Source organism: Haloactinospora alba (assembly GCF_006717075.1).
GTDB classification, from domain to species: domain Bacteria; phylum Actinomycetota; class Actinomycetes; order Streptosporangiales; family Streptosporangiaceae; genus Haloactinospora; species Haloactinospora alba.
Genome location: NZ_VFQC01000001.1, coordinates 1,977,117 through 1,998,796 on the forward strand (window position 1 = coordinate 1,977,117; position 21,680 = coordinate 1,998,796).

The following is a 21,680-nucleotide window of genomic DNA, read 5'->3' on the forward strand; positions in this document are numbered from 1 at the left end:
TATGGAAACAGACATTCAACGCTGACCCACGGGCCCGGAAGGGGCGGAAGGCGCACACGAACGGCGCTCGGGGTAGCGTCTCTCGTATGGATGATTCGACAGCTGGGATTCCCCGGACCGAAGCGGAGTGGCGCGAACGCCTCGGTTCCGACGCGTACGCTGTCCTGCGCCAGGGGGCGACCGAACGGCCGTGGAGCGGGGAGTACGTCTCCACTGACACGGTGGGCGTGTACCGGTGTCGGGGCTGTGGCACCGAGCTGTTCCGCTCCGCGGAGAAGTTCGAGTCGCACTGCGGCTGGCCGAGTTTCTACGACCCCGCCGACAGCTCCGCCGTCACCCTCCACGAGGACCGGTCACTGGGTATGACCCGCACGGAGGTCCGCTGCGCGCACTGCGGCTCCCACCTCGGACACGTGTTCCGGGGGGAGGGTTACCCCACGCCGACCGACGAGCGGTACTGCATCAACTCCGTGGCCCTCACCCTGGAACCAGCCGACTCTGCGCGATAACGCCCCTGCGTGCGTTCCACCGTGGCACCCGGCGGCGGTTGGCGACGGGTGTCGGTACCGGGCGTGTGTCCCGCCCGGACACGTGCCGCACGGACCCCACCGCTGCGGCGCCCACCCCCGGGAGATGCGGCGCGCAGCCCCGTGGGGATCTCTCCTCGTTCGACACCGCCCGTCCGCCACCGACGGACCAACCAACCGAGGGGAGGGCGGGGTTCTCCCGCCCGGCGCCAGGCACGCTCACCGGCCGCGTCCGAGTTCCCGTTCCGGGCGGTCATACCCCGCAGCGGGAACCGGAGGTGTCCCGGTCACCCGGGAGGGACGCGTTCCGGCGGCAGGCCGGGCGCGAGCACCCGCGCTCCCGCAACGGACCGGCGGCCGTGTCCGCTTCCGCGCACGAGGAGGAAGGGGAGACCCTCCGCGCCTGCAAGCGGGGTATCCGTCCCCGCGGCCGACGCCCGGTGAGCACGCTCCGCGCCGGCCGGCTCCGCCCTGGCAATCCCGCGCCCCGTGGCGAGGGCCGGGCTGCGCCGGGGAACGGGCGCCGCGATACCCGCTGCGGGTACCCGTCGTCCGCACCGGCCATACCACGGTCAGAGAAACAGGGCGCGCTCCGGGTCCCCCTCAACGGGCAGAACACGGTACAGTCACAACGCGGCCCGCGGCGCTGGCTACCTCCACGGTGGCACATGGAGTACACGCCCGCGCCCGTCCTGGCTTCTGTGCCTTCCCTCCGGGGCGCACAGTCGCATCCGGGGCGCACAGTCGCATGTGGGCCCTTGCTGCACCGGTGTCCCCGGACACCAGCAACGCTGGCCGGCGTGAAGGAGGGCGCCGCACTGGCCATGTCCATAAGCCACATCGGTATCCGCACCGGCGACACTGTCACCATCCCCGTGCCCGCGCCGCAGGAGGAACATATCCACGGCTGCCGCATTCGTCCGCTCCACCGCGCCGGTGGTGACGTCCATGCTGCCAGAAAGGAGGCGGGCCTCCCCTCCTTCCGATGAGGATGGGATCCCTACGCCCAACATCCCGATGAGCAACGACGCACAATCTGCCCCCCGACGACGTGTGCGCATGGCACGCGGCTCGGCCCCATGGCTCGTACCAGCCTGTGTAGCTGCCGTGGCTTCCGCGGTCGCAGGACGGCGCTCGTGGCTGGGATTGGCTCTGGCCGCACCGGCCGTCGGTGTGGCGGCCGGTATGACGTGGTTCTTCCGCGATCCCGAGCGTGGACCGGCCCAGGAAGGGATCATCTCCGCCGCCGATGGCGTCGTGCAGAGCGTCGAGAGCCAGCCCGACGGCCGCATCCGAGTCGCGGTTTTCATGAGCCCGCTCAACGTGCACGTCAACCGTGCGCCGGTAGCGGGTGTGGTGACCCGACAGGAGCATCGGCCCGGAGGCTTCCGTCCCGCATTCGACAAGGACAGCGAGCGTAATGAGCGCGTCATCTGGACCTTCGAAACCGCGACCGGTCAGGTCACGGTCGTTCAAATCGCCGGCGCGATGGTCCGGCGTATCGTCCCGTATTTCTCTGAAGGGCAGAAGGTGGCGGCGGGCGAAAGGATCGGGCTCATCCGGTTCGGCTCGCGCGTCGACGTCTACCTACCGGAGGGGGTTGCCCCGGCGGTGGCGCCCGGGCAGAAGGTTCGGGCGGGAGAGACGCGCCTTGACCACGGCTGACAACGCGAGTCCCGGGATCGGCAGTGCTCCTGTGCTGGAGACCGAACAGCCACCGGCACGGATGCGGCTGGCGATGGCCGATTACTTCACACTCGGCAACGCGCTGTGTGGCTTCATGGCGGTCTGGCAGCTGGCTGCTGCCCAGTCGGCGCACCTGTCGGCGGGTGTGCACGACTCGTTGCAGCGCGGTGCCATCGCGACGGCTGTGGTGCTGCTGCTGCTCGCCTCCGCCTTCGACCTGTTCGACGGTCGGGTGGCCCGCAAGTTCGGCGGGAGCGGGATGGGAGCCGAACTCGACAACCTCGCTGACGTGATCAGCTTCGGTTTCGCGCCGGCGTTCTTCGTCGTCGCGTGGGGGACGCTCACCGGCGCGGGGAGCCTCGCTCCGGTAGTGGCCGCGGGGGCCGTGCTGTTGGCGGTCGTGGTGCGTCTGGCCCGGTTCTCCCGCCAGGCGAGTGAGTGCGACTACTTCACGGGTCTGCCGAGCCCCTTCGGCGCCATGGCCGTGATCACGGTGGTCCTTCTCGATCCGCCGGTGTACGTCGGCGTGGCCGCGATCCTCGCCGTCGCCTGGCTGATGGTGAGCAGGTTGGAGTACCCCAAACCACGTGGCCGTCTGGCTTTCGCCGTCCTCGCCTGGATCCTGGGAAGCGTGGGTTGCCTCACGGCGTGGGCTGTGGACGCTCCCGCCGGCAATGCCCTGCTGTACTCCGGTTCCGGCCTGGTGGTGGTGCTGCTGCTGACCATCCCGGTCTACGTGCTGGCGACCCGCAGACACGCCTCGGGGCGCCGGGATGAGGACGTCGCCGTCCCGGCGGCTCGCGAGAGGTGACGGCCTTCCGCCGGGGCGGCTCTCTGCCGGCGCCGCGAACGGGATGCCCCGCGGGACCGAGGGGTCCGGAGGGTCGCGGACGGCCGCGCCACTGCACGGGCGAGCCCGCGTTCCCGGTTCCGGGCGGTACAGCCCACGTGCTCCGGAGCGGGAGACCACGGGCCGTACCGCACGGGTTGGCAGCCCGGGTGGCGAACTGACCGATGTCCGGAGCGCTGCCGCAGCACGGGGCGTGCTCGGCGGGCTCCGGACTCCTCCGGAACGGCTGCCACCGGGTCCGTGGTTTCCCGCCGCGCCCCTCCCCCTCCTCCGGTCCCTTCGTCGCTCGTTACTCAGACGCCCGAGGCGCTGCAGCACTCCGTGCAGGAATCGGGGCTTGCTCCGGAGGCAGCGCTGCACGAGACGCGGTGACACCTGCGCCTCGTGGACCACCGAACGGATCGTTGCGGCGCGCATCGCGCATCCCCTCCCCCTCCCTACCGGCGACGCGCACGAGATCTTCCGGGGGCTGGACACGCCGCTCGTGGTGGTCGGCGGGCCTCACACGCTCACTCCTTCTCCCGCCTCCACGACCGTGCTGTGCTGATCCCACGCTTTTTGATACACATGTACCAGAGAGCGTTCCCCATGGGACACCCGCGCGGGGGACGGCAGCGGACACGGAGGGGCCCGGCCATGACCGAACGCAAGCCACCGCACCTGAGTTTCGAGAGCTGGGTGGACAAACAGGTCCGGGAGGCCACCGAACGCGGGGAGTTCGACAACCTACCGGGCGAGGGAAAGCCCCTGCCCGACATCGACCGCCCCTACGACGACCTGTGGTGGGTGCGGAAGAAGGCTCGGCAGGAGAACGTCTCCTGCCTCCCTCCGGCACTCGCTCTGCGCAGGGAGGCCGAGGACGCGATCGCGGCCGCGCACCGCGCCGGATCGGAGGCCGAGGTGCGGCGCATCGTCGCGGACATCAACGACAGGATCCGCGCGGCGCTGAAAAGGCCCACCTCCGGACCACCGGTCACCCTGATGCCGTTCGACGCCGACCGTGTCGTCGCGCAGTGGCGTGACCAGCGTTCCGGGTGACCGGGAGGGAGCGTGGCTGGGTGCCCACCGGCACACTCCCCGCACCCACACGCGCGTCCCCAGGCACCGTCCTTGGAGGCGGGAGCAGAACGGATCCTGCCCCGGAAGAGGGGGTGCACGCTGCCCTGGCGGCTCAGGCCGGGGCGCTGCTCACCGACGCCATGGAGCCTCAATCCGCGGGAATCCGTGACCTGCGTGAGCACCAGCGCGCCACGGGCCAGGCTGCGCTGGACTGGCTGCGTGACCGCCTCAACCATCCCGGCGCACCCTGAACCCGCGTACTCGTGTCACGCCCGCCCTGCCGCGTCGGGTGGGAAGGACGTGACACGAGAAGGGGGACCCGCGACCGCGGCGAACTTCCTCGGCGCGGCAGTGGGCAACATGCTCTCCCGGACCCCTGGGAGTGGCCGGGCGCCCCTCGGCCGGGCCGGCCGGTCCGCGTGTTTCCGTCAGCGGGTGGGCGGGGCCGTCCAGGAGTAGTACCGCATGAGCCTGCCGCTGGGCGGGAACGGCTCCTCGGCTGTGCAGGCGAACCCGTGAGGGAAGAAGACGTGGCGCTCCATGTGGGCACGGGCGGGATTGTGCGACTCCATCCGCACCCTGATCGCGGAGAAGCGCGGGTCGTGCTGAGCGCGGGCCAGGTAGGCGGCCGCGGCCTCCCGGCAGTAGCCAGAGCGCCAGTACGCACGGATCAGCATGCAGCTGAGTTCAGGGATACCGTCCTCCCCGGGTGAGAGGCCCAACAGCCCGATCACGTCCCGGTTCCCGCGCAGTTCGATGGTCGCCATGCCGTATCCGTGCTGCTGGTGGTCGTCGGCCCAGCCCTGCAGGCGCCGTCCCATGCTCTCCCGGTCCCACGCGGTCTGGGTGCCCACGTGTTCGAGTGCGGCGGGATCCTCGTAGAACTCGCGCAGGGGGTCGAGATCGGTGGCCTGCGGCACGCGCAGCAGGAGCCGCTCGGTGGTGATCGGCAGGGCCAGCATCCTCGTGTTCCTTTTCCATCAGCCGCGGGGGTGGAAGGCCAGGTGCAGTCCGGCGGGGGTGAGCGCGCCGTCGGTGTCCAGCCGGTAGGGCTGGGAGTCGGGGCAGGACAGGCGGTGTGTCCGCGCTGTCATCGCCAGCACCAGGACGAGTTCGAGGGAGGCCAGAGAGGCCCCCGGGCACAGCCGCGGCCCGGCGCCGAAGGGCAGGTAGGCGCCGGTGGTTCCGGGTGAGGAAGCCTCGAGCCAGCGCTCGGGTGCGAAGGTGTCGGCCCGGTCGTGGTGGCGCTCGTCGCGGTGGAGCAGATAGGGCGAGACCATGACCCGGTCGCCGGGGACCAGTCGGTGCCCGCCCAGGTGGGTGGGTTGGGCCACGACGCGGGAGGTCAGCCAGTTCGGCGGGTACAGGCGCAGGGTCTCGCGGACGAAGGCGTCGGCGGTGCGCAGGCGCGCGACGTGTCCGGCGTCGACCTGGTGCCCGTCGTGGGGCAGCGCCGACGCCTCCGCGGCGATGTGCTCGGCCCACTGGGGGCGGCGGGCCAGGTTCAGCAGCAGCCAGGCACCCGCGCGGGTGGGCATCTCCTACCTGCTGGCCACCAGGATGGTGGCCAGCAGGTAGGAGATGGGTGGTCCGGGAGGTGTGCCGTGGTCCGATGACGCCTGGATCATGGCGCTGAGCAGGTCGGGGCCCCTCGCGCGGCCCTGGGTCAAACGCCGTTCCATCACCGCGCCGATGCGCCCGGCCAGGGCGTTGATGCGGCTGCGCATGCGTAGCCGGGTTGCGGTGGGCACCCACCACGGCAGGTACAGGGTGCTGGGGGGAATGTTGTTGCGGGTCCGGGCCAGGGCGGCCTCGGCGTGGGTGAGGGTACCGGCGTCGGCGCCGAAGCAGAAGCCGGCACCGATGCGGGAGAACGTGCGCCTGAGTCGGGGCATGACCTCCTCGGGACGGCCGCGGGGCCAGTCGCGGGCCAGGGCGGCGGCCTCGGCGGCGACCATGGGGGTGTGCTGGATGGTGCCGTTATGGCGGAAGCAGCGCCTGGCCGCGTTCAGGCTCTCGGGCAGCAACGTGCCCGGTGTCAGGGCACGGCGCACCCCGCGAGGAAGCGGGAACGCCCCCTGCGAGGGGCTGAACTGCGCTCCGGTGCGGCGGAACACCTCCCGGGTCAGCTCCGGCCCCGCCGCGACATAGACGTGCGGGGCGAACTCCCAGAAGTCGCCGTAGCGCACAGTACCCTGGGTCAGGAAACTGATCCTGTCCGCCTTGTACTGTGAGGCGGACAGGATCTCTCCGGTGTCCGGTGCAAGGTGTTGGTCCACGGCGACCGAACCTTTCTTGTACGCATTGGCCGGCCGCCGAACGCGGCCCTCCGCATGGTTTTTCACGTCCGGAACCGGAACAGGTTCGCTACCTCCAGTAGAATGGGTAAGCTCCGGCCTTCGCGGCACGGACATCACGCAGGAACTTCTTGATAGCGGTCATCTGTTCCACCCTCCTTATATCTGCGGAGCGAATTCTCCTTCCCTGGCCATAGCTGCCCAGGACATGCCGCGCGAAACATCGGGCCACAATGGTCCACATTCAAACAGGAGCGCGCGCAGCAGATTTTTCCTTTCCCGTTCCGGTTGTTTTCCGATGGGTATGATGTCCGGTCGCGTGTCGCTGCCTCTGCATTATTCTCTCTTTTTGTGCTTATGGGAAACGTTGACCTCACGCTGGCCGTATCCGGCGGTTCCTCCGACGGGAAGGAGTGATCAGGTAATGGGACCGCCGCTCAGGCGCTGTTCTGCGAACGGGGCAGATCGCGAAACCGGATCCGGACCGAGGTGGCCTGCACCGTCCCGTCGATGGTGTTCGCGCTGATCACGGGGCTGGGCGATGGTCGCTGCGAGCCCACGCCTGCGCGGGTGGACCCGGTCGGCCTTGCTGGAGCAGGCCGTGCCGCCCAGCACTCGGTCAACTCGGGTCGCGGCCTGCCGGTACCGCGAGGCAGGCCCAGAGCATCCATCAGGGAATCGAACACGGGCGAGTCCCTGCGTTGGCCGAGGCTGGCCAGGACCGGGGGGACGCCGGTGATGATCGGCGATCAGGTGGATCTTGGCGGCCGGTCCGCCTCGGAAGCGTCCGCGTGCTTCGGTCCCGTCCGGCTCGTCCCTGGCCGCGCCCCCCTTTTTCACAGCTCCGGCACCGGGCTGGTGGGCGCGCACGCTGCTCGATCCGATATTCGCGATGCGTTCTTCACCGCTGTTGGCGTCGATACGCAGCCGGTCGGCGGTTCTCTGCCAAGTGCCGTCGGTGCGCCAGCGGCGGTGGTGTCCGGCGGCGGTCTCCCAGGGGTCGTAGCGTTCGAGCGGGGCGCGCCAGGGGATACCGGTGCGGGGTCGGAACAGGATCGCGTCGATGATGCGTCGGTGGTCGGCCCGCCTCTTGCTTTCGGGCGCATCGGCGGGCCGGAGCGGGGCGAGCAGGGCCCACTCGGCACCGGTGGGTTCATGGCGGCCAGGCCGCGCTCACCAAGCCTGCCGGGCCGGGCCCTGCTTCACTCCCATTTCCAAAGAACAGTGCCTAGGGCAGGCTCGCGACGAGTTCGGTGGTGTTCTTCCGGCACCCCGTGTAGAACGGGACCTCCAGCCGGGTGTGTCTGCGGGCCTCAGCCCCTCGGAGGTGGCGCATCAGGTCAACGATCCGGTACATCTCCGGGGCCTCGAAGGCGAGGATCCACTCGTAGTCGCTGAGCGCGAAGCTGGAGACGGTGTTCGCGCGGACGTCGGAGTAACCAGCGGCCATCTTGCCGTGCTCGGCCAGCATCGTCCGGCGCTCCTCGTCGGGCAGCAGGTACCACTCGTAGGAGCGGACGAAGGGGTACACGCACAGGTAGTCCTGGGGCTCCTCCCCGGCGAGGAACGCCGGGATGTGGCTCCGGTTGAACTCGGCCGGACGGTGCAGGCCGACCGCCGACCACACCGGCGTGCTCAGCTTCCCCACACGGGTCCGGCGGAAGGCCGTGTACATCTCCTGCACGGCCTGCGGGCTGTCTCCCACCCACCAGAACATGATGTCGGCGTCGGCCCTGAAGCCCTGGACGTCATAGGAGCCGCGGGTGGTCACCCCCTTCTCGGCCGAGCTGTCGAACAGTTCCGCCAGCTCCTCCGCAGCGGCGCCGCGGTCGGTTCCACCAAGGTCACCGACCTTGAACACCGACCACATGGGATACCGCAGAAGCTCGTTCAGCTTCTCCGGATCAGCGCTGGCAGTGTGTTCCCCTGTCGCCACGTTCGTCTCCTCACTCATGGGTGTTCGCCGTTCGTCCTCAACCGGTCAGGCCGTGCCTGTCGAGAATCCGTTGCGCCTCCCGTTCGGCGCTGGCAACGCAGGCCGGTATGCCCACTCCCTCGTAAGCCGCTCCGCACAACGCCACGCCCTCCCTGTCCGAGAGCGCGTCCCGCACCCGGGCGATCCGCTGCTGGTGCCCGACCGCGTACTGCGGGAGCGCACGGTCCCAGCGGGTGACCCGGCGGTCCACGGGCGGTTGGGACACACCGCAGATCTCGGCCAGGTCGGCGGTGACGCGCTCGGTGAGCTCCTCGTCGGAGAGTTCCGCCACGGCCTCGCCACGGGACTGCGCGAGGGAACAGCGCACCAGGACCATCCCGGTGTCCGGATGCTTGTCGCGCAGTTGTTCGGCGAGCCACGGCCACTTGGTGCTGCTGAACGTGGCGGCTTTGATCGACCGCCCCTCCCGGGGGCCGACGAGGAAGCCGCTTCCTGCCGGTGGCCGTGTCACGGAGGCAGCGGGGTAGGCCAGGGTCACGATGGTGGTACTCGCGTAGTCGATCCCGGCCAGCTCACCGGAGGCCGCCGGAACGACCGGTCGCAGGAGCCGCGCTGCTTCGGGAGCGGGACAGGCGAGCACCACACTGTCCGCGTCGAGCTCCCAGGGGTGCTCCTCCGGTCCGACCAGCAACTGCCACCCTCCGCCGACCGCGCGCAGCTCCCGCACTGGGGCAGAGGTCTCGACCGCCGCGTCCGCCTGCTTGGCAAGAGTGTCGACGAGAATGGCGAGGCCGCCGCGCAGAGTGGCGAAGGCCGGACCGGAGCTCGCTTCCGCCGCTTGCTGGGCGGCGGCCCTGCGAGCGATGCCGAACAGGGAGCGTTCGCTGCGGGCGAGGGGTGCGATACGGGGGAGTGCGGACTCCACGGACAGCTCCCCGGCCTTACCGGCGTACACCCCGCCCAGGAGCGGCCCCACCAACCGGTCCACGACCTCCCGGCCCATCCGGGCTCCGACGTAGTCGCCCACCGAGGCGTCCTCCGCCACGCGGGTGGAGGGAAGGACCCTGTCCGCGGCAGCACGCAGCACGCCCCTCCAGGACACCACTCCGCTTCGCGCGAGGCTGGTGAGGCTGCCCGGGATCCCCATCACATGGGGGCGGGGGAACGAGCGCAGCCTTCCCCTGCTGTAGATGGCGGCGGGTCCCGGAGCCGGGTGGGCGATCCGCTCCTCCAGCCCCAGCTCCGTCAGCAGCCGGAGAGCCTCCGGACGTCGGGTCAGGACCGACTCGGCTCCCGAGTCCACGGGCACACCCGCCACCGGGGAGGTATCCAGCTTCCCCCCGATGCGTTCCGTGCTCTCCAGCACCGTGACCTCGGCGCCGCCGCGGGCGAGGCGATAGGCCGCGGTCATTCCGGACACCCCGCCCCCGACCACGGCGACGCGTGGTTTCCTCTCCATACCCCCAGCTTTCCAGACAACAGCGGCGGACGCGGCTCGCCCCCTGCAACCGCTGCCGCGGACCGCGCTGCCGAGCTGTTCGTTCCCGGTACCAGCCTACGCGGGCGACGCACGTGACCTGCCCGCCTCGGGAGACGCGGAGATGGGCGACGGGGGCGCGCTGCCCGCTGGTGGGAGAACGCGGACGGCTGGCCGGTGCTTCCCGGCGTCCCGCGCGCCTCGGGGATCGGCCCGGGAACACCTCCGAGCGCTCACCGGCCGGGAGACCGCCCGCGCGCTCCCTCCGGCGGCGAGGCCCAGTCACACGCGGGAAGCGCCGGACCGGCCCGGGGGCCGGGAGTGTTCAGCCGCGGGCTGTCTCCTCGTGCACGAAGTCGGTCAACCGTGCCAACGCGTCCGGGTCCGTGTCCGGAAGCACACCGTGCCCGAGGTTGAACACGTGCCCCTCGGCAGCGCGCCCCTGGGTGAGGATGCCCCGGGCCCGCTCGTTGACGACCTCCTCCGGTGCGAACAGCGTGGCCGGGTCGAGATTCCCCTGCAGGGCCGTACCGCGCCGGACGCGCTGCGCCGCCTCGCCCAGGGGGACCCGCCAGTCCACGCCCACGACATCGGCCCCGGCCTCGCTGAGGGAGGGCAGCAGTTCGCCCGTGCCCACCCCGAAGTGGATACGCGGCACGTCCAGGTTGGCCAGCTGGTCGAAGATCCAGGAGGCATGCGGCAGCACCGACTCCCGGTAGTCGGCAGCGCTGAGCGCGCCCGCCCAGGAGTCGAACAGCTGCACGGCGCTCGCCCCGGCCGCGACCTGAACCCGGAGGAACTCGGCGGTGATGACGGACAGGCGGCGCATGAGCCGGTGCCACAGTTCCGGCTGGCCGTACATCATCGCTTTGGTGCGCTCGTGGTTCTTGGAGGGGCCGCCCTCGATCAGGTACGACGCCAGGGTGAACGGGCCGCCGGCGAACCCGATCAGCGGGCGCTCCCCGAGTTCGCCGACGAGCTCGCCGACGGCTTCGGTGACGTACCAGACGTCGTCGGGTTCGAGGTCCCGCAGCTGTCCGACGCCGTCAGCGTCCCGGATCGGCTGCTCCACCACGGGACCCACACCGGCCTTGATGTCGATCCCGACCCCGATGGCTCTCAACGGCACGACGATGTCACTGAAGTAGATGGCGGCGTCGACACCATAGCGACGCACAGGTTGCATCGTGATCTCGACGATCATGTCAGGGCGCGCGCACGCCTCCAGCATCGGCACGTCCGCGCGGACTCTACGGTACTCGGGCAGAGAGCGCCCTGCCTGGCGCATGAACCACACGGGGGTGTACGGCACTGGAAGGCGCCGACAGGCGCGGAGGAAAACGGAATCTTGGAGCGTCACACCACCGATCGTGCCACGCACGGGCTCCCGTTGGGACCAGCACTCCGCGCTCCGTTCCGGTCGTCAACACGGCACGGCGGGAGGGACGCGCGAGGCACCGCCGCTCCGGTCGGCATACCCGCACCGCACGGCCGCGCGGCCGACGCCCCGGCCACCTACCCGTAGGACGGGGACCGTGTGTTCCGGCCGCGCGGCGCGAGCCGACGGGCGGAACACACCGGGAGGGAGCGGCGCCCGAGAGTGTCGTGTGCCGTGTCCGGGCCGGTCCGGGTTCGCGGTCCGCACGCGGCGGCCGGGTCACGCTCCGCGTCGGCGCCGCGGCTGTAACGAGTTCGTCGCGCCCACGATCCCGAGATCATTACAAAACACCGACACGCCGGGGAAACTCTGCGCTCTGCCACACGGCTCGTGCCACCGTCATGGGGTGCCCGCCGCCGCACTCCGGTAAGCCTCGGCCACTGCGGCGGGTAGCGGGCGCGTGTGCCGGTTCCCAGACGGTCGACGCTGCGCCCGCCATCCATGACGTACGAGACACCACATGAAGGCTGACATTCCCATCATGCCCCCTGCCGGTAGGGTCGATGACGCGCCGCCCGAGTTCCGCCGAGCGGTCGAGAGTTTGCACGTTCCCGTCGCGCGTCCCGAGATCAGTGTCGAGGACATTCCCGCGCCCCAACGCCTTGCCCCGTACGCTGTCGCGATGTCAGCGCGTGTGTGGCTCCACCAGGAGGACGTGGCGTTCGGTCGGCTGATCGTGCTCTACGACCCGGACAACACGCGCGAGTGGCCGAGTCCTTTCCGTGTTGTCTCCTACATGAGCGCGGACATGGAATCGGAGATCGCCACCGACCCCCTGCTGGGTCAGGTCGCCTGGAGCTGGCTGACCGACGCGCTCGCCTCCTGCGCTCCCCAGCACCAGGGGCTGAGTGGAACGGTCACGCGGGCCACGACCGAGGGATTCGCCGCCAAGGCCGAGGATCCCACGACCACGGAGGTAGAACTGCGCGCGTCGTGGTCCCCGTCCGGTGACGACCTCTCCGGGCACATGGCGACCTGGTTGGAGCTGTTGGCCTCCGCCGCCGGCCTCCCCCCGGTCAACGTCACCGACATCACGCAGCGCCGTCCGAGTTCCGACAGTTAGGTCCGGTCCGGCCGGCGCTGCTCGTCACGAGCGGCGCCGGCCGGTACCGCGTTGGCAAGGCCGAGAACGAAGGCAAGGCGGGGGGCGGGGGTCTGTGTCGACTGACGGGCAGGCGGCCGGACGGCGCTGGGCCCCGCGCGAGGGGACGAGCGCCTGCCGGACGGGCTTGGTCGGGACCACCGTAACCACTCCGCCGGCGGAAGCACATACCGTAGTGCTGTGGCGAATGTGCTGAATTCCAAAACAGGCTCTCCCGAGCCGGAACCGGACGGGTCCGAGGAAGGGAACCGGGCCCCGTTGCTGGAGGAGCCCCGTGGCGGGGTACCGTCCGTCGTCGAAACGGCGGATCAGCTCTCTCGGGTTGTCGCGGATTTCGCACGTGGTCAGGGACCGGTCGCCGTGGATGCCGAACGCGCTTCCGGATACCGTTACAGCCAACGCGCGTACCTCGTGCAGTTGCGTCGCTCCGGCGCGGGATCGGCTCTGGTGGACCCGGTCGCCTGCCCCGACCTGAGTGAGCTCGACGCGGCCCTGTCGGACGCGGAGATGGTGCTCCACGCGGCCCATCAGGACCTGCCCTGTCTCGACGAGCTGTCGTTGCGTCCCAGGACGCTGTTCGACACCGAACTCGCTGGACGGCTTCTCGGCTACCAGCGGGTCGGTCTGGGGACGATGGTCGAGCGCTTCCTCGGTGTGCGGCTGGCGAAGGAGCACTCCGCCGTGGACTGGTCCGTGCGCCCGCTTCCCGAGGAGTGGCTGGCCTACGCGGCGCTGGACGTGGAGGTCCTGACCGAACTGCGTGACGCTCTCCACGAGGAGTTGTCGGCCGCGGGCAAGCTGGGGTGGGCCCGGGAGGAGTTCGCCGCGGTGCTGTCCGCCCCGCCCAAGGAGCCCCGGACCGAACCGTGGCGTCGCACCTCCGGCATCCACCGGGTGCGCAACCAGCGGGCACTGGGAGCGGTTCGGGAACTGTGGCAGGAGCGGGACCGCATCGCTCAGGAGCGCGATGTGGCCCCTGGCCGGGTCGTTCCGGACTCCGGTCTCGTCGAGGCCGCCATAGCCATGCCGCGCACGGAGCGGCAGCTCGTCGCGATCAAACCGTTCGGCGTCCGGTTGGCGCGACGGTATGTCCCCTCGTGGCTCAGGGCGGTCAACCGGGTGCGGGACATGCCGGACGCGGACCTTCCCCGTCCCGGAACACCGGGCGACGGCCCTCCGCCGACGAACCGGTGGGCGGACCGCGACCCGGCCGCCGCCCAACGGTTGGAGTCCGCGCGGGCACGGGTGCGCGCTCTCGCCGAGCAGGTCACGATGCCCGCGGAGAACCTTCTCCCGCCCGACGCGGTGCGGCGGCTGTGCTGGACACCGCCGGAGACGATCGACGTCACCACGGTGAGCGAGCACCTCCGGAGGAACAACGCGCGCGAGTGGCAGATATCGCTGACCGCTGGGGAGCTCACGGGCGTGTTGGGGGGACCGGGGAACTAGGCTCTGTTCGTCGCGAGCGGCGTCCGCCGGACAGGGACCAGAGCTCGTTGTTCTCCGGCGCGTCCGGGCACCGCGCCGGCCGTGTTCCCCTCGGTTGGCGGAGGAGCGGCTCCGTCCCCGTGCCGCCCGTTCCGGCGCGGCGGCGCGGGCGGCGCAACGCGCCGGGAGCGGTGCCCGCCGAACCGGCCTGACCAGGACTCTCCGGTGCTCTCCACCACCGCGTCCAGACCTTTGTTCCACCCGCAAAACGGACAAGTGACTGATTTCACAGTTTTATCACCACTGCACGGCTCCCTAGTGTGAGCGTCACGGATTAAGTTATGGAATCGTGCTGTTGTTGTTGCGTGGTGGAAAGTTCCCAGGGTCCCCGGCGCGCGGAAGGGTGGTGAGTCTGATGTCGATGTGGCGTACTTTGCTGCGCAAGAGTGGATTCCCGACGGCGAGTTCTCCCTCCTCCCGCGCACCGTCCACCGAAGCGGGCCCCGGGCAGACCCCGGCGATGCGGGCCGCATCACTGGAACGGACGCTGAACGAGCACATAGAACAACTGGGTCACGACGACTCGCGCACCATCACCGCCCGCAACAACCTCGCCGGCAAGTACGCGCAGATCGGACGGCGCGACGCGGCTGTCTCCCAGTTCGAACAGGCGCTGGCCGAGGCCAGCCGGGTCTTTGGCGAGGACCATCCGCAGACCGACGTGATCCGGGAGAACCTCGCCTGGTCTTACGAGGACGCCAGCAGGCCCGCCGAGGCCGCGTACCAGTGGGAGACGCTGCTCAACCACCGTGACCGGCGCCTCGGCCCGGTCTCCGCGGACACGGTGGCCGCACGTGCCCGGCTCGCGGTCTGCTACCGCAAGAGCGGGCGTTACTCGGCCGCCATCGCCCATTTCGAGCGGGCTATCGAGGACTCCGCCGTGCCCGAGGAGCGGGAGGACCTACGGATCGGGCTCAGCGTCGCCTTCGGAGCCGTGGGCCGACACGACGACACCATCCAGCAGCTGCGGATCGTCCACGCGCAGCGGACCCGCAGGCTCGGGAGCAAACAGCACGACACGCTCGTGATCCAGCACCGACTCGGCCGTGCCTACAACCAGGCGGGCCGCAGCGGGGAAGCGATCGACACGCTCGGCTCGGCGTACCGCAACGGCATCGGGGCCTCCGGGGACCCCGAGATCCGGATGCTCACGCTGAAGATCCGTCGTGACCTTGCCGGGGCCCTCAGCGCCGCGGGCCGGCACCGCGAAGCCGCGAACCTGTTCTGAGCCGGACACCCCCTTTCGGTAGTCCGCGCTCCCGGCACGGTGCCGCCGGAGCGGCCCCGTGCCACTGCTACCGCAGCCCCTCCCTTCCCCGCGGAGACCCCCTCGGGGTGCCGTGTCGTACGGCGCCCCGCAACCAGCACGTACGCCCCACCGGAAGCGCCGGCGGGCCCTGGTTCGCGGGCTTCATCCGCTGTTGCGCCCCCTTGCGCCCCAGGATCCGACACAGGTTCCCGGTAGCGCTCGCACCATTGGTTACTGACCAGTAGCATGAGGGCACCAACTGATCCACCCGCATGAGTAAGGAGGGGCGATCGTGCCGCGAACCGCCCGCGATGTCGTGTTTGTCGACGGAGCACGGACTCCGTTCGGCAAGGCCGGCAAGGGCCTCTATGCCGAGACCCGCGCCGACGACCTCGTCGTCCGTGTCATCCGCGAACTGCTACGGCGCAACCCCGACCTCCCGCCGGAGCGCATCGACGAGGTCGCCATCGCCGCCACGACCCAGATCGGTGACCAGGGGCTCACCATCGGTCGCAGCGCCGGCATCCTCGCCGGCCTGCCCCGCAGCGTTCCCGGCTACGCCATCGACCGTATGTGCGCCGGAGCGATGACCGCCGTCACCACCAGCGGCGCCGGCATCTCCTTCGGGGCCTACGACGTCGCCATCGCCGGAGGCGTGGAGCACATGGGCCGCCACCCCATGGGCGAGGGGGTCGATCCGAACCCGCGTTTCCTCTCCGAGAAACTCGTGGACACCTCCGCTCTGGTCATGGGCAACACCGCGGAGAACCTCCACGACCGCTTCCCCAGCATCACCAAGGAACGCGCCGACGCCTACGCCGTACGCAGCCAGGAGAAGGTCGCCAAGGCCTACGCCGAGGGGAAGCTCCAGCCCGACCTCGTCGAGATGCTCGTCCGCTCCACGGAGGAGGGCTACGGCCTGGCTACCCAGGACGAGCCGCCGCGGGCCAACACCACCATGGAGTCCCTGGCGGAGCTGAAGACGCCGTTCCGTTCCCACGGCAACGTCACCCCGGGTAACGCCGCCGGTCTGAACGACGGTGCCACCGGCGCGATCATCGCAGCCGAGGACGTCGCCGCCGACATGGGGCTGAACGCCGGGATGCGGCTGGTGGACTTCTCCTTCGCCGGTGTGGAGCCCGAGGTCATGGGTGCCGGGCCGGTTCCGGCGACGGAGAAGCTCCTCCAGCGCCAGGGCATGTCCATGGACGACATCGGCCTGATCGAGATCAACGAAGCGTTCGCCGTGCAGGTGCTGGCCTTCCTGGAGCACTTCGGCATCGCCGACGACGACGCCCGGGTCAATCCGTGGGGCGGCGCCATCGCTCTGGGACACCCGCTGGCCTCCTCCGGCGTGCGACTCATGATGCAGCTCGCCCGCCTCTTCGCCGAGCGGCCCGACGTCCGTTACGGCGTCACCACCATGTGCGTGGGCATGGGCATGGGCGGAACCGTGCTCTGGGAGAACACGAACTGGGAAGGAAACACCAAGTGAGCAGCGCGATCGAGGAAGCCCGCGAGCTGTTCGCCGACGAGGTCGTCACCCACGCGCTCTCGCGTGACGTCGAGCTCCCGTACGGCGCGGGCACAGCTGTCCTGATCACCCTGGACAACGGGCACGACCACAACAAGCCCAACACCTTCGGCCCCGCCGGCCTGGTGAGCCTGGGCGAGGCCATCGACGCGGCCGCCGCGCGCACCGACATCGCCGCGATCGCTGTCACCGGCAAACCGTTCATCTTCGCGGTCGGCGCCGACCTCACCGGTGTCCCCCGGGTGCAGAACCACGAGCAGGGGACGGCCATCGGGAAACTGGGCCACGACGTCTTCCGCAAACTCGGTGAGCTCTCCGTCCCCACCTTCGCCTTCATCAACGGGGCGGCCATGGGCGGCGGCGTCGAGGTGGCGCTGCACTGCTCCTACCGGACCGTCTCCTCCGGGGTACCCGCGTTCGCGCTCCCCGAGGCCTTCCTCGGCCTGGTTCCCGGGTGGGGCGGCACCTACCTGCTTCCCAACCTCATCGGTGCGGAGCAGGCGCTCAAGCTGATCATCGACAACCCGCTCGCCCAGAACAAGACGATCAAGGGGCCCCAGGTACGGGAGATGGGCATCGCGGACGCGATGTTCGAGCCGGCCGACTTCGTCGAGGAGTCGCTGCGGTGGGCGTCCCGGGTCATCACGGGCGAGACCAGCGTCGAGCGCCCCCAGGTGGACCGGGGTGAGGCCTGGGACCAGGCCGTGGCCAACGCCCGCTTCCAGGTGGAGGGGAAGCTGCGCGGAGCCGCCCCGGCGCCCGTGCGGGCGCTGGACCTCGTCGCCGAGGCCAAGCACCGCGACCGGGACACGGCGTTCGCCGCCGAGGACAAGGCGCTGGCCGACCTCATCCTCAGTGACGAGCTGAAGGCGGGCCTGTACGCTTTCGACCTGACGCAGAAGCGGGCCCGTAAGCCCGCCGGCGCTCCCGACAAGTCGCTGGCCCGCCCCGTCACCAAGGTCGGGGTCGTCGGCGCCGGCCTCATGGCCGGCCAGCTCGCCCTGCTGTTCGCCCGCCGCCTCGAGGTGCCGGTCGTACTGACCGACCTGGACCAGGACCGTCTGGACAAGGGCGTCAACTACGTGCACGAGGAGATCGACAAGCTCCTCGGTAAGGGACGCGTCTCCGCCGACAAGGCCAACCGGCTCAAGAGCCTGGTGAGCGGCTCGTTGACCAAGGACGCGTTCTCCGACGCCGACTTCGTCATCGAGGCGGTCTTCGAGCGCACCGACATCAAGCAGCAGGTGTTCGCCGAGGTGGAGGCCGTCGTCTCGCCGGAGGCGGTCCTGGCCACCAACACCTCATCGCTGTCGGTCACCGACATGGCCAGCGAGCTGCAGCACCCCGAGCGCGTGGTCGGGTTCCACTTCTTCAACCCGGTGGCGGTCCTGCCGCTGCTGGAGATCGTGCGCGGGGAGAAGACCGACGACGCCACGCTGGCGACGGCGTTCGCCACGGCCAAGACCCTGAAGAAGACCGCCGTGCTGTGCAAGGACGCCCCGGCCTTCGTGGTGAACCGGTTGCTCACCCTGTTCATGGGTGAGGTGCTGGGTGCCGTCGAGGAGGGTACCGAACCCGAGGTCGCCGATCGCGCCGTGGCTCCACTGGGGCTGCCCATGTCCCCGCTGATGCTGCTCCAGCTCGTCGGCCCGGCGGTGGGGCTGCATGTCTCCGAGACGCTCAACGCCGCCTTCCCGGACCGGTTCGGTGTCTCCGAGAACCACCGCAAGCTCGTGGAGTCCGGTAAGACCGAGATCTTCGGTTCGGACCTCCAGATCGACCCCGAGGTTCGGGAGATGTTCTCCGGTGGGGGCTCCCCCTCCAGCGAGGAGCAGATCCTCGAGCGCGCCCTGCAGGCTCTGGCGCGCGAGATCCGGATCATGCTCGACGAAGGGGTCGTCGCCGAACCCGCCGACATCGACCTGTGCCTGATCACTGGTGCGGGCTGGCCGTTCCACCTGGGCGGCATCACCCCGTACCTGGACAGCTCCGGGGTTTCCACCAAGGTCAACGGGGTCCTGTTCCACCCGGACGGCCCGAAGGCCGTGTGAACCGCTTCCAGCGGCCGAACCAGCCCCGGTCCGGACGTGTCCTTTCCCGTCGCGCGATGGGTGCGCCGGGCCGGGGCTGGCAATAAACCGGGTATGCGCAACACCGCGGAGCCCTTCACCGTCGCCAACCGGGTGCGAGTGACCTGGGAGGGGACCTGGCTGGCCGCTGCCTGTACGATCTTCGCCGGCGCCGGCGCGGCCCTGGCGCTCCGGGACGGTTCCACCGACACCGCTATCGGGGTCGTGGCGCTCGTCCTGTTCGGTGGCGGCGGGCTGCTCGCGGCCTCGCGGATGCTGTCCCGCCGTCCCGTGCTCGTCCTGGACGAGGCGGGGGTCCGGCTGGTCGCACCGTGGCCACGGCCCTCCAGCGGCGACGTTTTCCTCCGGTGGGAGGACATCGCCGCTGTGCGGGTGTGCAGCCAGTTGGTCCCGTACCGCGGGGCTCCCACCGCGTTGCGCTATCTCGACTTCGTCCCGCGCGGCGAGGCCGACCAACCGCCGCAGACCCCCGGACCGTGGCAACCGCACCACGCCGTACGTATCCGGGAGAGCTGGGACCACACGGTTGCGGACGTCATCGCCGAGGTTCGCCGCCACCGCCCGGACATGCCGTTCGAGGAGCAACGGGCTCCCTGGTCGGAGCCGTAGTCCGACCGGAGGCGCGGGCGCGCGGAGGCGCGGTCGCCGCAGTCCTCCACACGCCCGCGCGCGGAGTTCACTGTTCGGACTCGTTGACACCGATCCGGTCGTGCACCAGCCGCAGCCCGCGGGGAAGCCACCAGTTGGCACCGCCCAGCAGCCGCATGGTCGCCGGGACGAGCACGGCGCGCACCAGGGTCGCGTCCACGACCACCGCCGTCGCCAGCCCGATTCCGATGATCTTGAGGAACAGCAGGTCCGAGGCCCCCATCGCCGCCAGAACCACCACCAGCAGCAGCGCGGCGCTGGTGATGATCCGTCCCGTGCGTTGCAGGCCCACAGCGACCGAACGCGGGTTGTCCCCGCTGGCCGTGTACTCTTCCCGCACCCGGCTGAGCAGGAACAGTTCGTAGTCCATCGCCAGGCCGAAGGCAACGATCAGGATCAGCACCAGGTAGGTCGGATCGATGGTTCCGACCGCGTCGAACCCGAGCAGCGACGCGAGGTGCCCCTCCTGGAACCCCCAGATGACCGCGCCGAGGGAGGCGCCCAGGGACAGGAAACCCATCGCCACCGCCTTGAGGGGGAGCACGATGGAGCCGAACGCCAGGAAGAGCAGCACGGTGGTCACCGCGATCACGAACAGCAGTGTCCAGGGGACGGCCTCCATGATCGCGTCGACGTTGTCGACGTGCTGCGCCGCGGGCCCTCCGACGAGCACGCGTTCCGCGCTGTCCGGCCCGGGTTCCCCTCGCACGTCGTTCACCAGTCGGCTGGTGTCGGCGTCGTCGGGGTCGCCCTCGTAGGTGACGGACAGGTGGGCGGTGGTGTCGCCGGCGCGCTGGACCGTGGCTCCGGTCGCGCCCTCCAGCTCTGCCAGGCGCTGTGTGTAGGCGGCGAGCTCCGGTTGGGCAACCTCGCCGGTGACCGCGACCTCCAGCTGTCCGTTCCCGCCGTTGGGAAAGTCCGTTTCCAGGATGTCGGCAGCGGTGCGGCTCTCGGAGCCGTGGGGCAGGTAGCGGTGGTCGGTGGAACCGATGTCGGTGGACAGCAGCGCCGAGGCGAACGCGAGCAGCACACAGCTCACGGTGATCAGGTACCGGAGCGGTCGCTGCATGACACTGTGCGCCAACCGTTTCCACACCCCGCTGCTGTTCGCCGCCGCGCCCGTGATGGTGTTCCGCGACCCCGGGAGCCGCAGGGAGTCGACGTGCCGTCCGACCATGCTCAGCAGGGCGGGCAGGACGAGGAGCGCGGCCAGCACGTCGAACAGGACGACGGCCATACCGCCGAGACCGATGGAGCGCAGGATCGGTTGCGGGAAGAACAGCAGTCCCGCGAAGGCGATCATCACGGTGACACCGGAGAAGGCGACGGTGCGTCCGGCCGTTTCCAGGGTGCGCGGCAGGGCCCGGGCTACGTCGCCCCTGGCCATCTCCTCCCGGAAACGGCTGACCAGGAACAGGCCGTAGTCGATGGCCAGCCCCAGGCCGAGCAGTGTGGCGACGTTGATCGCGAACACCGAGACGTCGGTGACGTGGGTCAGCGCGCGCAGGAGCGTCAGCGACCCCAGAATCGCCAACCCGCCCACGGCCAGGGGCAGCAGGGCCGCCACGACGCCACCGAAGATCACGACGAGGAGGACGAGGAGAAGGGGCAGGGAGATCAGCTCGGCACGTACGACGTCGCTCTCCGCCTTGTCCTGGAGCTCCTGCTCGACGGCGACCGGCCCGCCGACGTGCGTGTCGAGCTCCTCGGAGCGGAGTTCGCCGGTGATCTCCGCGAGCCCGTCCATCCGTTCGGCCGTGGAGTCGCCGTGGAGGGTCAGGGCCACGTAGGTGGCGTCCCGGTCCTCGGAGACGAGGACGCTACGCTCCCGCTCGCCGATCCCGTTGTCCCAGTACGTGGTGGTGTCCGCCACCACGTCGTCGGGGAGGTCGTCGACCGTCCGCTGGACCGCGGAGGCGAACTCCCGGTCCCCGACGGTCAGTTCGTCACTGCGGTAGACCGCGGTGACGTCCACAGCGTCGTGTCCCAGCTCGTCCTCGATGACCTCGCCCGCCCGTGTGGATTCGGCATCGGGGTCCTCGAAACCTCCCTCGCTCACCGCGTCGAAGATCCCGGTGCCCCAGAGGGAGGCCAGGACCACGAAGAACCCGGTTGCGACGAGTATCCAGGTTCGGCCGCGGTGGGAGAATCGTCCCAGCGCAGAGAACATGTGACCGCCTTTGATCGTTTCTGACGCTGCTAGCGTGGTGTTAATGCCAATAAATTCAGTGAACGATGTTAGCTTACAGTGTTCACTGAAACTGACAGCATTAACCACGGGTGCCGGCGGGAGCCCGGC

At 70.1% G+C, this 21,680-nt stretch carries 20 protein-coding genes; 12 read left to right on the top strand and 8 right to left on the bottom strand.

Features of this window, described 5'->3' with window-relative positions; translation table 11 throughout:
* Positions 1-86 precede the first annotated feature (86 nt).
* From msrB to FHX37_RS22765, 6 genes are all read left to right on the top strand, one after another.
* Positions 87-509, top strand: coding sequence for a peptide-methionine (R)-S-oxide reductase MsrB (gene msrB, locus FHX37_RS08890; RefSeq protein ID WP_141923477.1), 423 nt, complete (start codon positions 87-89; stop codon positions 507-509).
* 1,035 nt (positions 510-1,544) lie between these two features.
* The gene (locus FHX37_RS08895; protein ID WP_141923478.1) at positions 1,545-2,192 is read left to right on the top strand and encodes a phosphatidylserine decarboxylase; all 648 of its coding nucleotides are present in this window, start codon (positions 1,545-1,547) and stop codon (positions 2,190-2,192) included.
* Complete coding sequence (locus FHX37_RS08900; protein ID WP_394344487.1) at positions 2,179-3,024, top strand: CDP-alcohol phosphatidyltransferase family protein; 846 nt, start codon at positions 2,179-2,181, stop codon at positions 3,022-3,024. Before FHX37_RS08895 ends, FHX37_RS08900 begins: the two co-directional genes overlap by 14 nt.
* Before the next feature lie 376 nt (positions 3,025-3,400).
* Complete coding sequence (locus FHX37_RS08905; RefSeq protein WP_141923479.1) at positions 3,401-3,610, top strand: hypothetical protein; 210 nt, start codon at positions 3,401-3,403, stop codon at positions 3,608-3,610.
* 89 nt (positions 3,611-3,699) lie between these two features.
* Positions 3,700-4,101 (top strand): DnaJ family domain-containing protein, encoded by a 402-nt coding sequence (locus tag FHX37_RS08910; protein WP_141923480.1) that lies wholly within the window; start codon positions 3,700-3,702, stop codon positions 4,099-4,101.
* A 113-nt stretch (positions 4,102-4,214) separates the two neighbouring features.
* The gene (locus FHX37_RS22765) at positions 4,215-4,373 is read left to right on the top strand and encodes a hypothetical protein (protein WP_170181533.1); all 159 of its coding nucleotides are present in this window, start codon (positions 4,215-4,217) and stop codon (positions 4,371-4,373) included.
* A gap of 177 nt (positions 4,374-4,550) precedes the next feature.
* On the opposite strand, the gene FHX37_RS08915 is transcribed toward FHX37_RS22765, so the two are convergent.
* The 7 genes from FHX37_RS08915 to hemE form a co-directional block, all read right to left on the bottom strand.
* Positions 4,551-5,084, bottom strand: coding sequence for a GNAT family N-acetyltransferase (locus FHX37_RS08915; protein ID WP_141923481.1), 534 nt, complete (start codon positions 5,082-5,084; stop codon positions 4,551-4,553).
* Positions 5,085-5,102: 18 nt separating this feature from the next.
* A complete protein-coding gene (locus FHX37_RS08920; protein ID WP_141923482.1) occupies positions 5,103-5,660 on the bottom strand; it encodes a cytochrome P450 in 558 nt (185 codons plus the stop codon).
* A gap of 3 nt (positions 5,661-5,663) precedes the next feature.
* Entirely contained in the window at positions 5,664-6,401 is a 738-nt protein-coding gene (locus tag FHX37_RS08925; RefSeq protein WP_141923483.1) for a cytochrome P450 family protein, read from the bottom strand.
* A gap of 435 nt (positions 6,402-6,836) precedes the next feature.
* Complete coding sequence (locus tag FHX37_RS24065) at positions 6,837-7,550, bottom strand: transposase (protein WP_141925140.1); 714 nt, start codon at positions 7,548-7,550, stop codon at positions 6,837-6,839.
* Between the two features lie 97 nt (positions 7,551-7,647).
* A complete protein-coding gene (gene hemQ, locus FHX37_RS08935) occupies positions 7,648-8,373 on the bottom strand; it encodes a hydrogen peroxide-dependent heme synthase (RefSeq protein WP_141923484.1) in 726 nt (241 codons plus the stop codon).
* Positions 8,374-8,392: 19 nt separating this feature from the next.
* Positions 8,393-9,814, bottom strand: a complete 1,422-nt coding sequence (gene hemG / locus FHX37_RS08940; protein WP_141923485.1) for a protoporphyrinogen oxidase — start codon at positions 9,812-9,814, stop codon at positions 8,393-8,395.
* A gap of 343 nt (positions 9,815-10,157) precedes the next feature.
* Positions 10,158-11,129, bottom strand: coding sequence for a uroporphyrinogen decarboxylase (gene hemE, locus FHX37_RS08945; protein ID WP_246062375.1), 972 nt, complete (start codon positions 11,127-11,129; stop codon positions 10,158-10,160).
* A 622-nt stretch (positions 11,130-11,751) separates the two neighbouring features.
* Between hemE and FHX37_RS08950 the strand changes: the two genes are divergently transcribed.
* The 6 genes from FHX37_RS08950 (at position 11,752) to FHX37_RS08975 (ending at position 19,342) form a co-directional block, all read left to right on the top strand.
* Positions 11,752-12,333 carry a DUF3000 domain-containing protein gene (locus FHX37_RS08950; protein WP_141923487.1) on the top strand — a complete coding sequence of 194 codons (582 nt, stop codon included), beginning with the start codon at positions 11,752-11,754 and terminating at the stop codon, positions 12,331-12,333.
* Positions 12,334-12,552: 219 nt separating this feature from the next.
* Positions 12,553-13,821: an HRDC domain-containing protein gene (locus FHX37_RS08955; protein ID WP_141923488.1), complete on the top strand. Its 1,269-nt coding sequence runs from the start codon at positions 12,553-12,555 to the stop codon at positions 13,819-13,821.
* A 394-nt stretch (positions 13,822-14,215) separates the two neighbouring features.
* On the top strand, positions 14,216-15,088 hold the full coding sequence (locus tag FHX37_RS08960; protein ID WP_141925141.1) for a tetratricopeptide repeat protein: 873 nt from the start codon (positions 14,216-14,218) through the stop codon (positions 15,086-15,088).
* Positions 15,089-15,401: 313 nt separating this feature from the next.
* A complete protein-coding gene (locus FHX37_RS08965; protein WP_141923489.1) occupies positions 15,402-16,604 on the top strand; it encodes a thiolase family protein in 1,203 nt (400 codons plus the stop codon).
* Positions 16,601-18,694, top strand: coding sequence for a 3-hydroxyacyl-CoA dehydrogenase NAD-binding domain-containing protein (locus FHX37_RS08970; protein WP_141923490.1), 2,094 nt, complete (start codon positions 16,601-16,603; stop codon positions 18,692-18,694). The genes FHX37_RS08965 and FHX37_RS08970 overlap by 4 nt, the downstream gene beginning before the upstream one ends.
* Before the next feature lie 93 nt (positions 18,695-18,787).
* Positions 18,788-19,342: an STM3941 family protein gene (locus FHX37_RS08975; protein ID WP_141923491.1), complete on the top strand. Its 555-nt coding sequence runs from the start codon at positions 18,788-18,790 to the stop codon at positions 19,340-19,342.
* 67 nt (positions 19,343-19,409) lie between these two features.
* On the opposite strand, the gene FHX37_RS08980 is transcribed toward FHX37_RS08975, so the two are convergent.
* Positions 19,410-21,551: an MMPL family transporter gene (locus FHX37_RS08980; RefSeq protein WP_141923492.1), complete on the bottom strand. Its 2,142-nt coding sequence runs from the start codon at positions 21,549-21,551 to the stop codon at positions 19,410-19,412.
* Between the last annotated feature and the right edge of the window lie 129 nt (positions 21,552-21,680).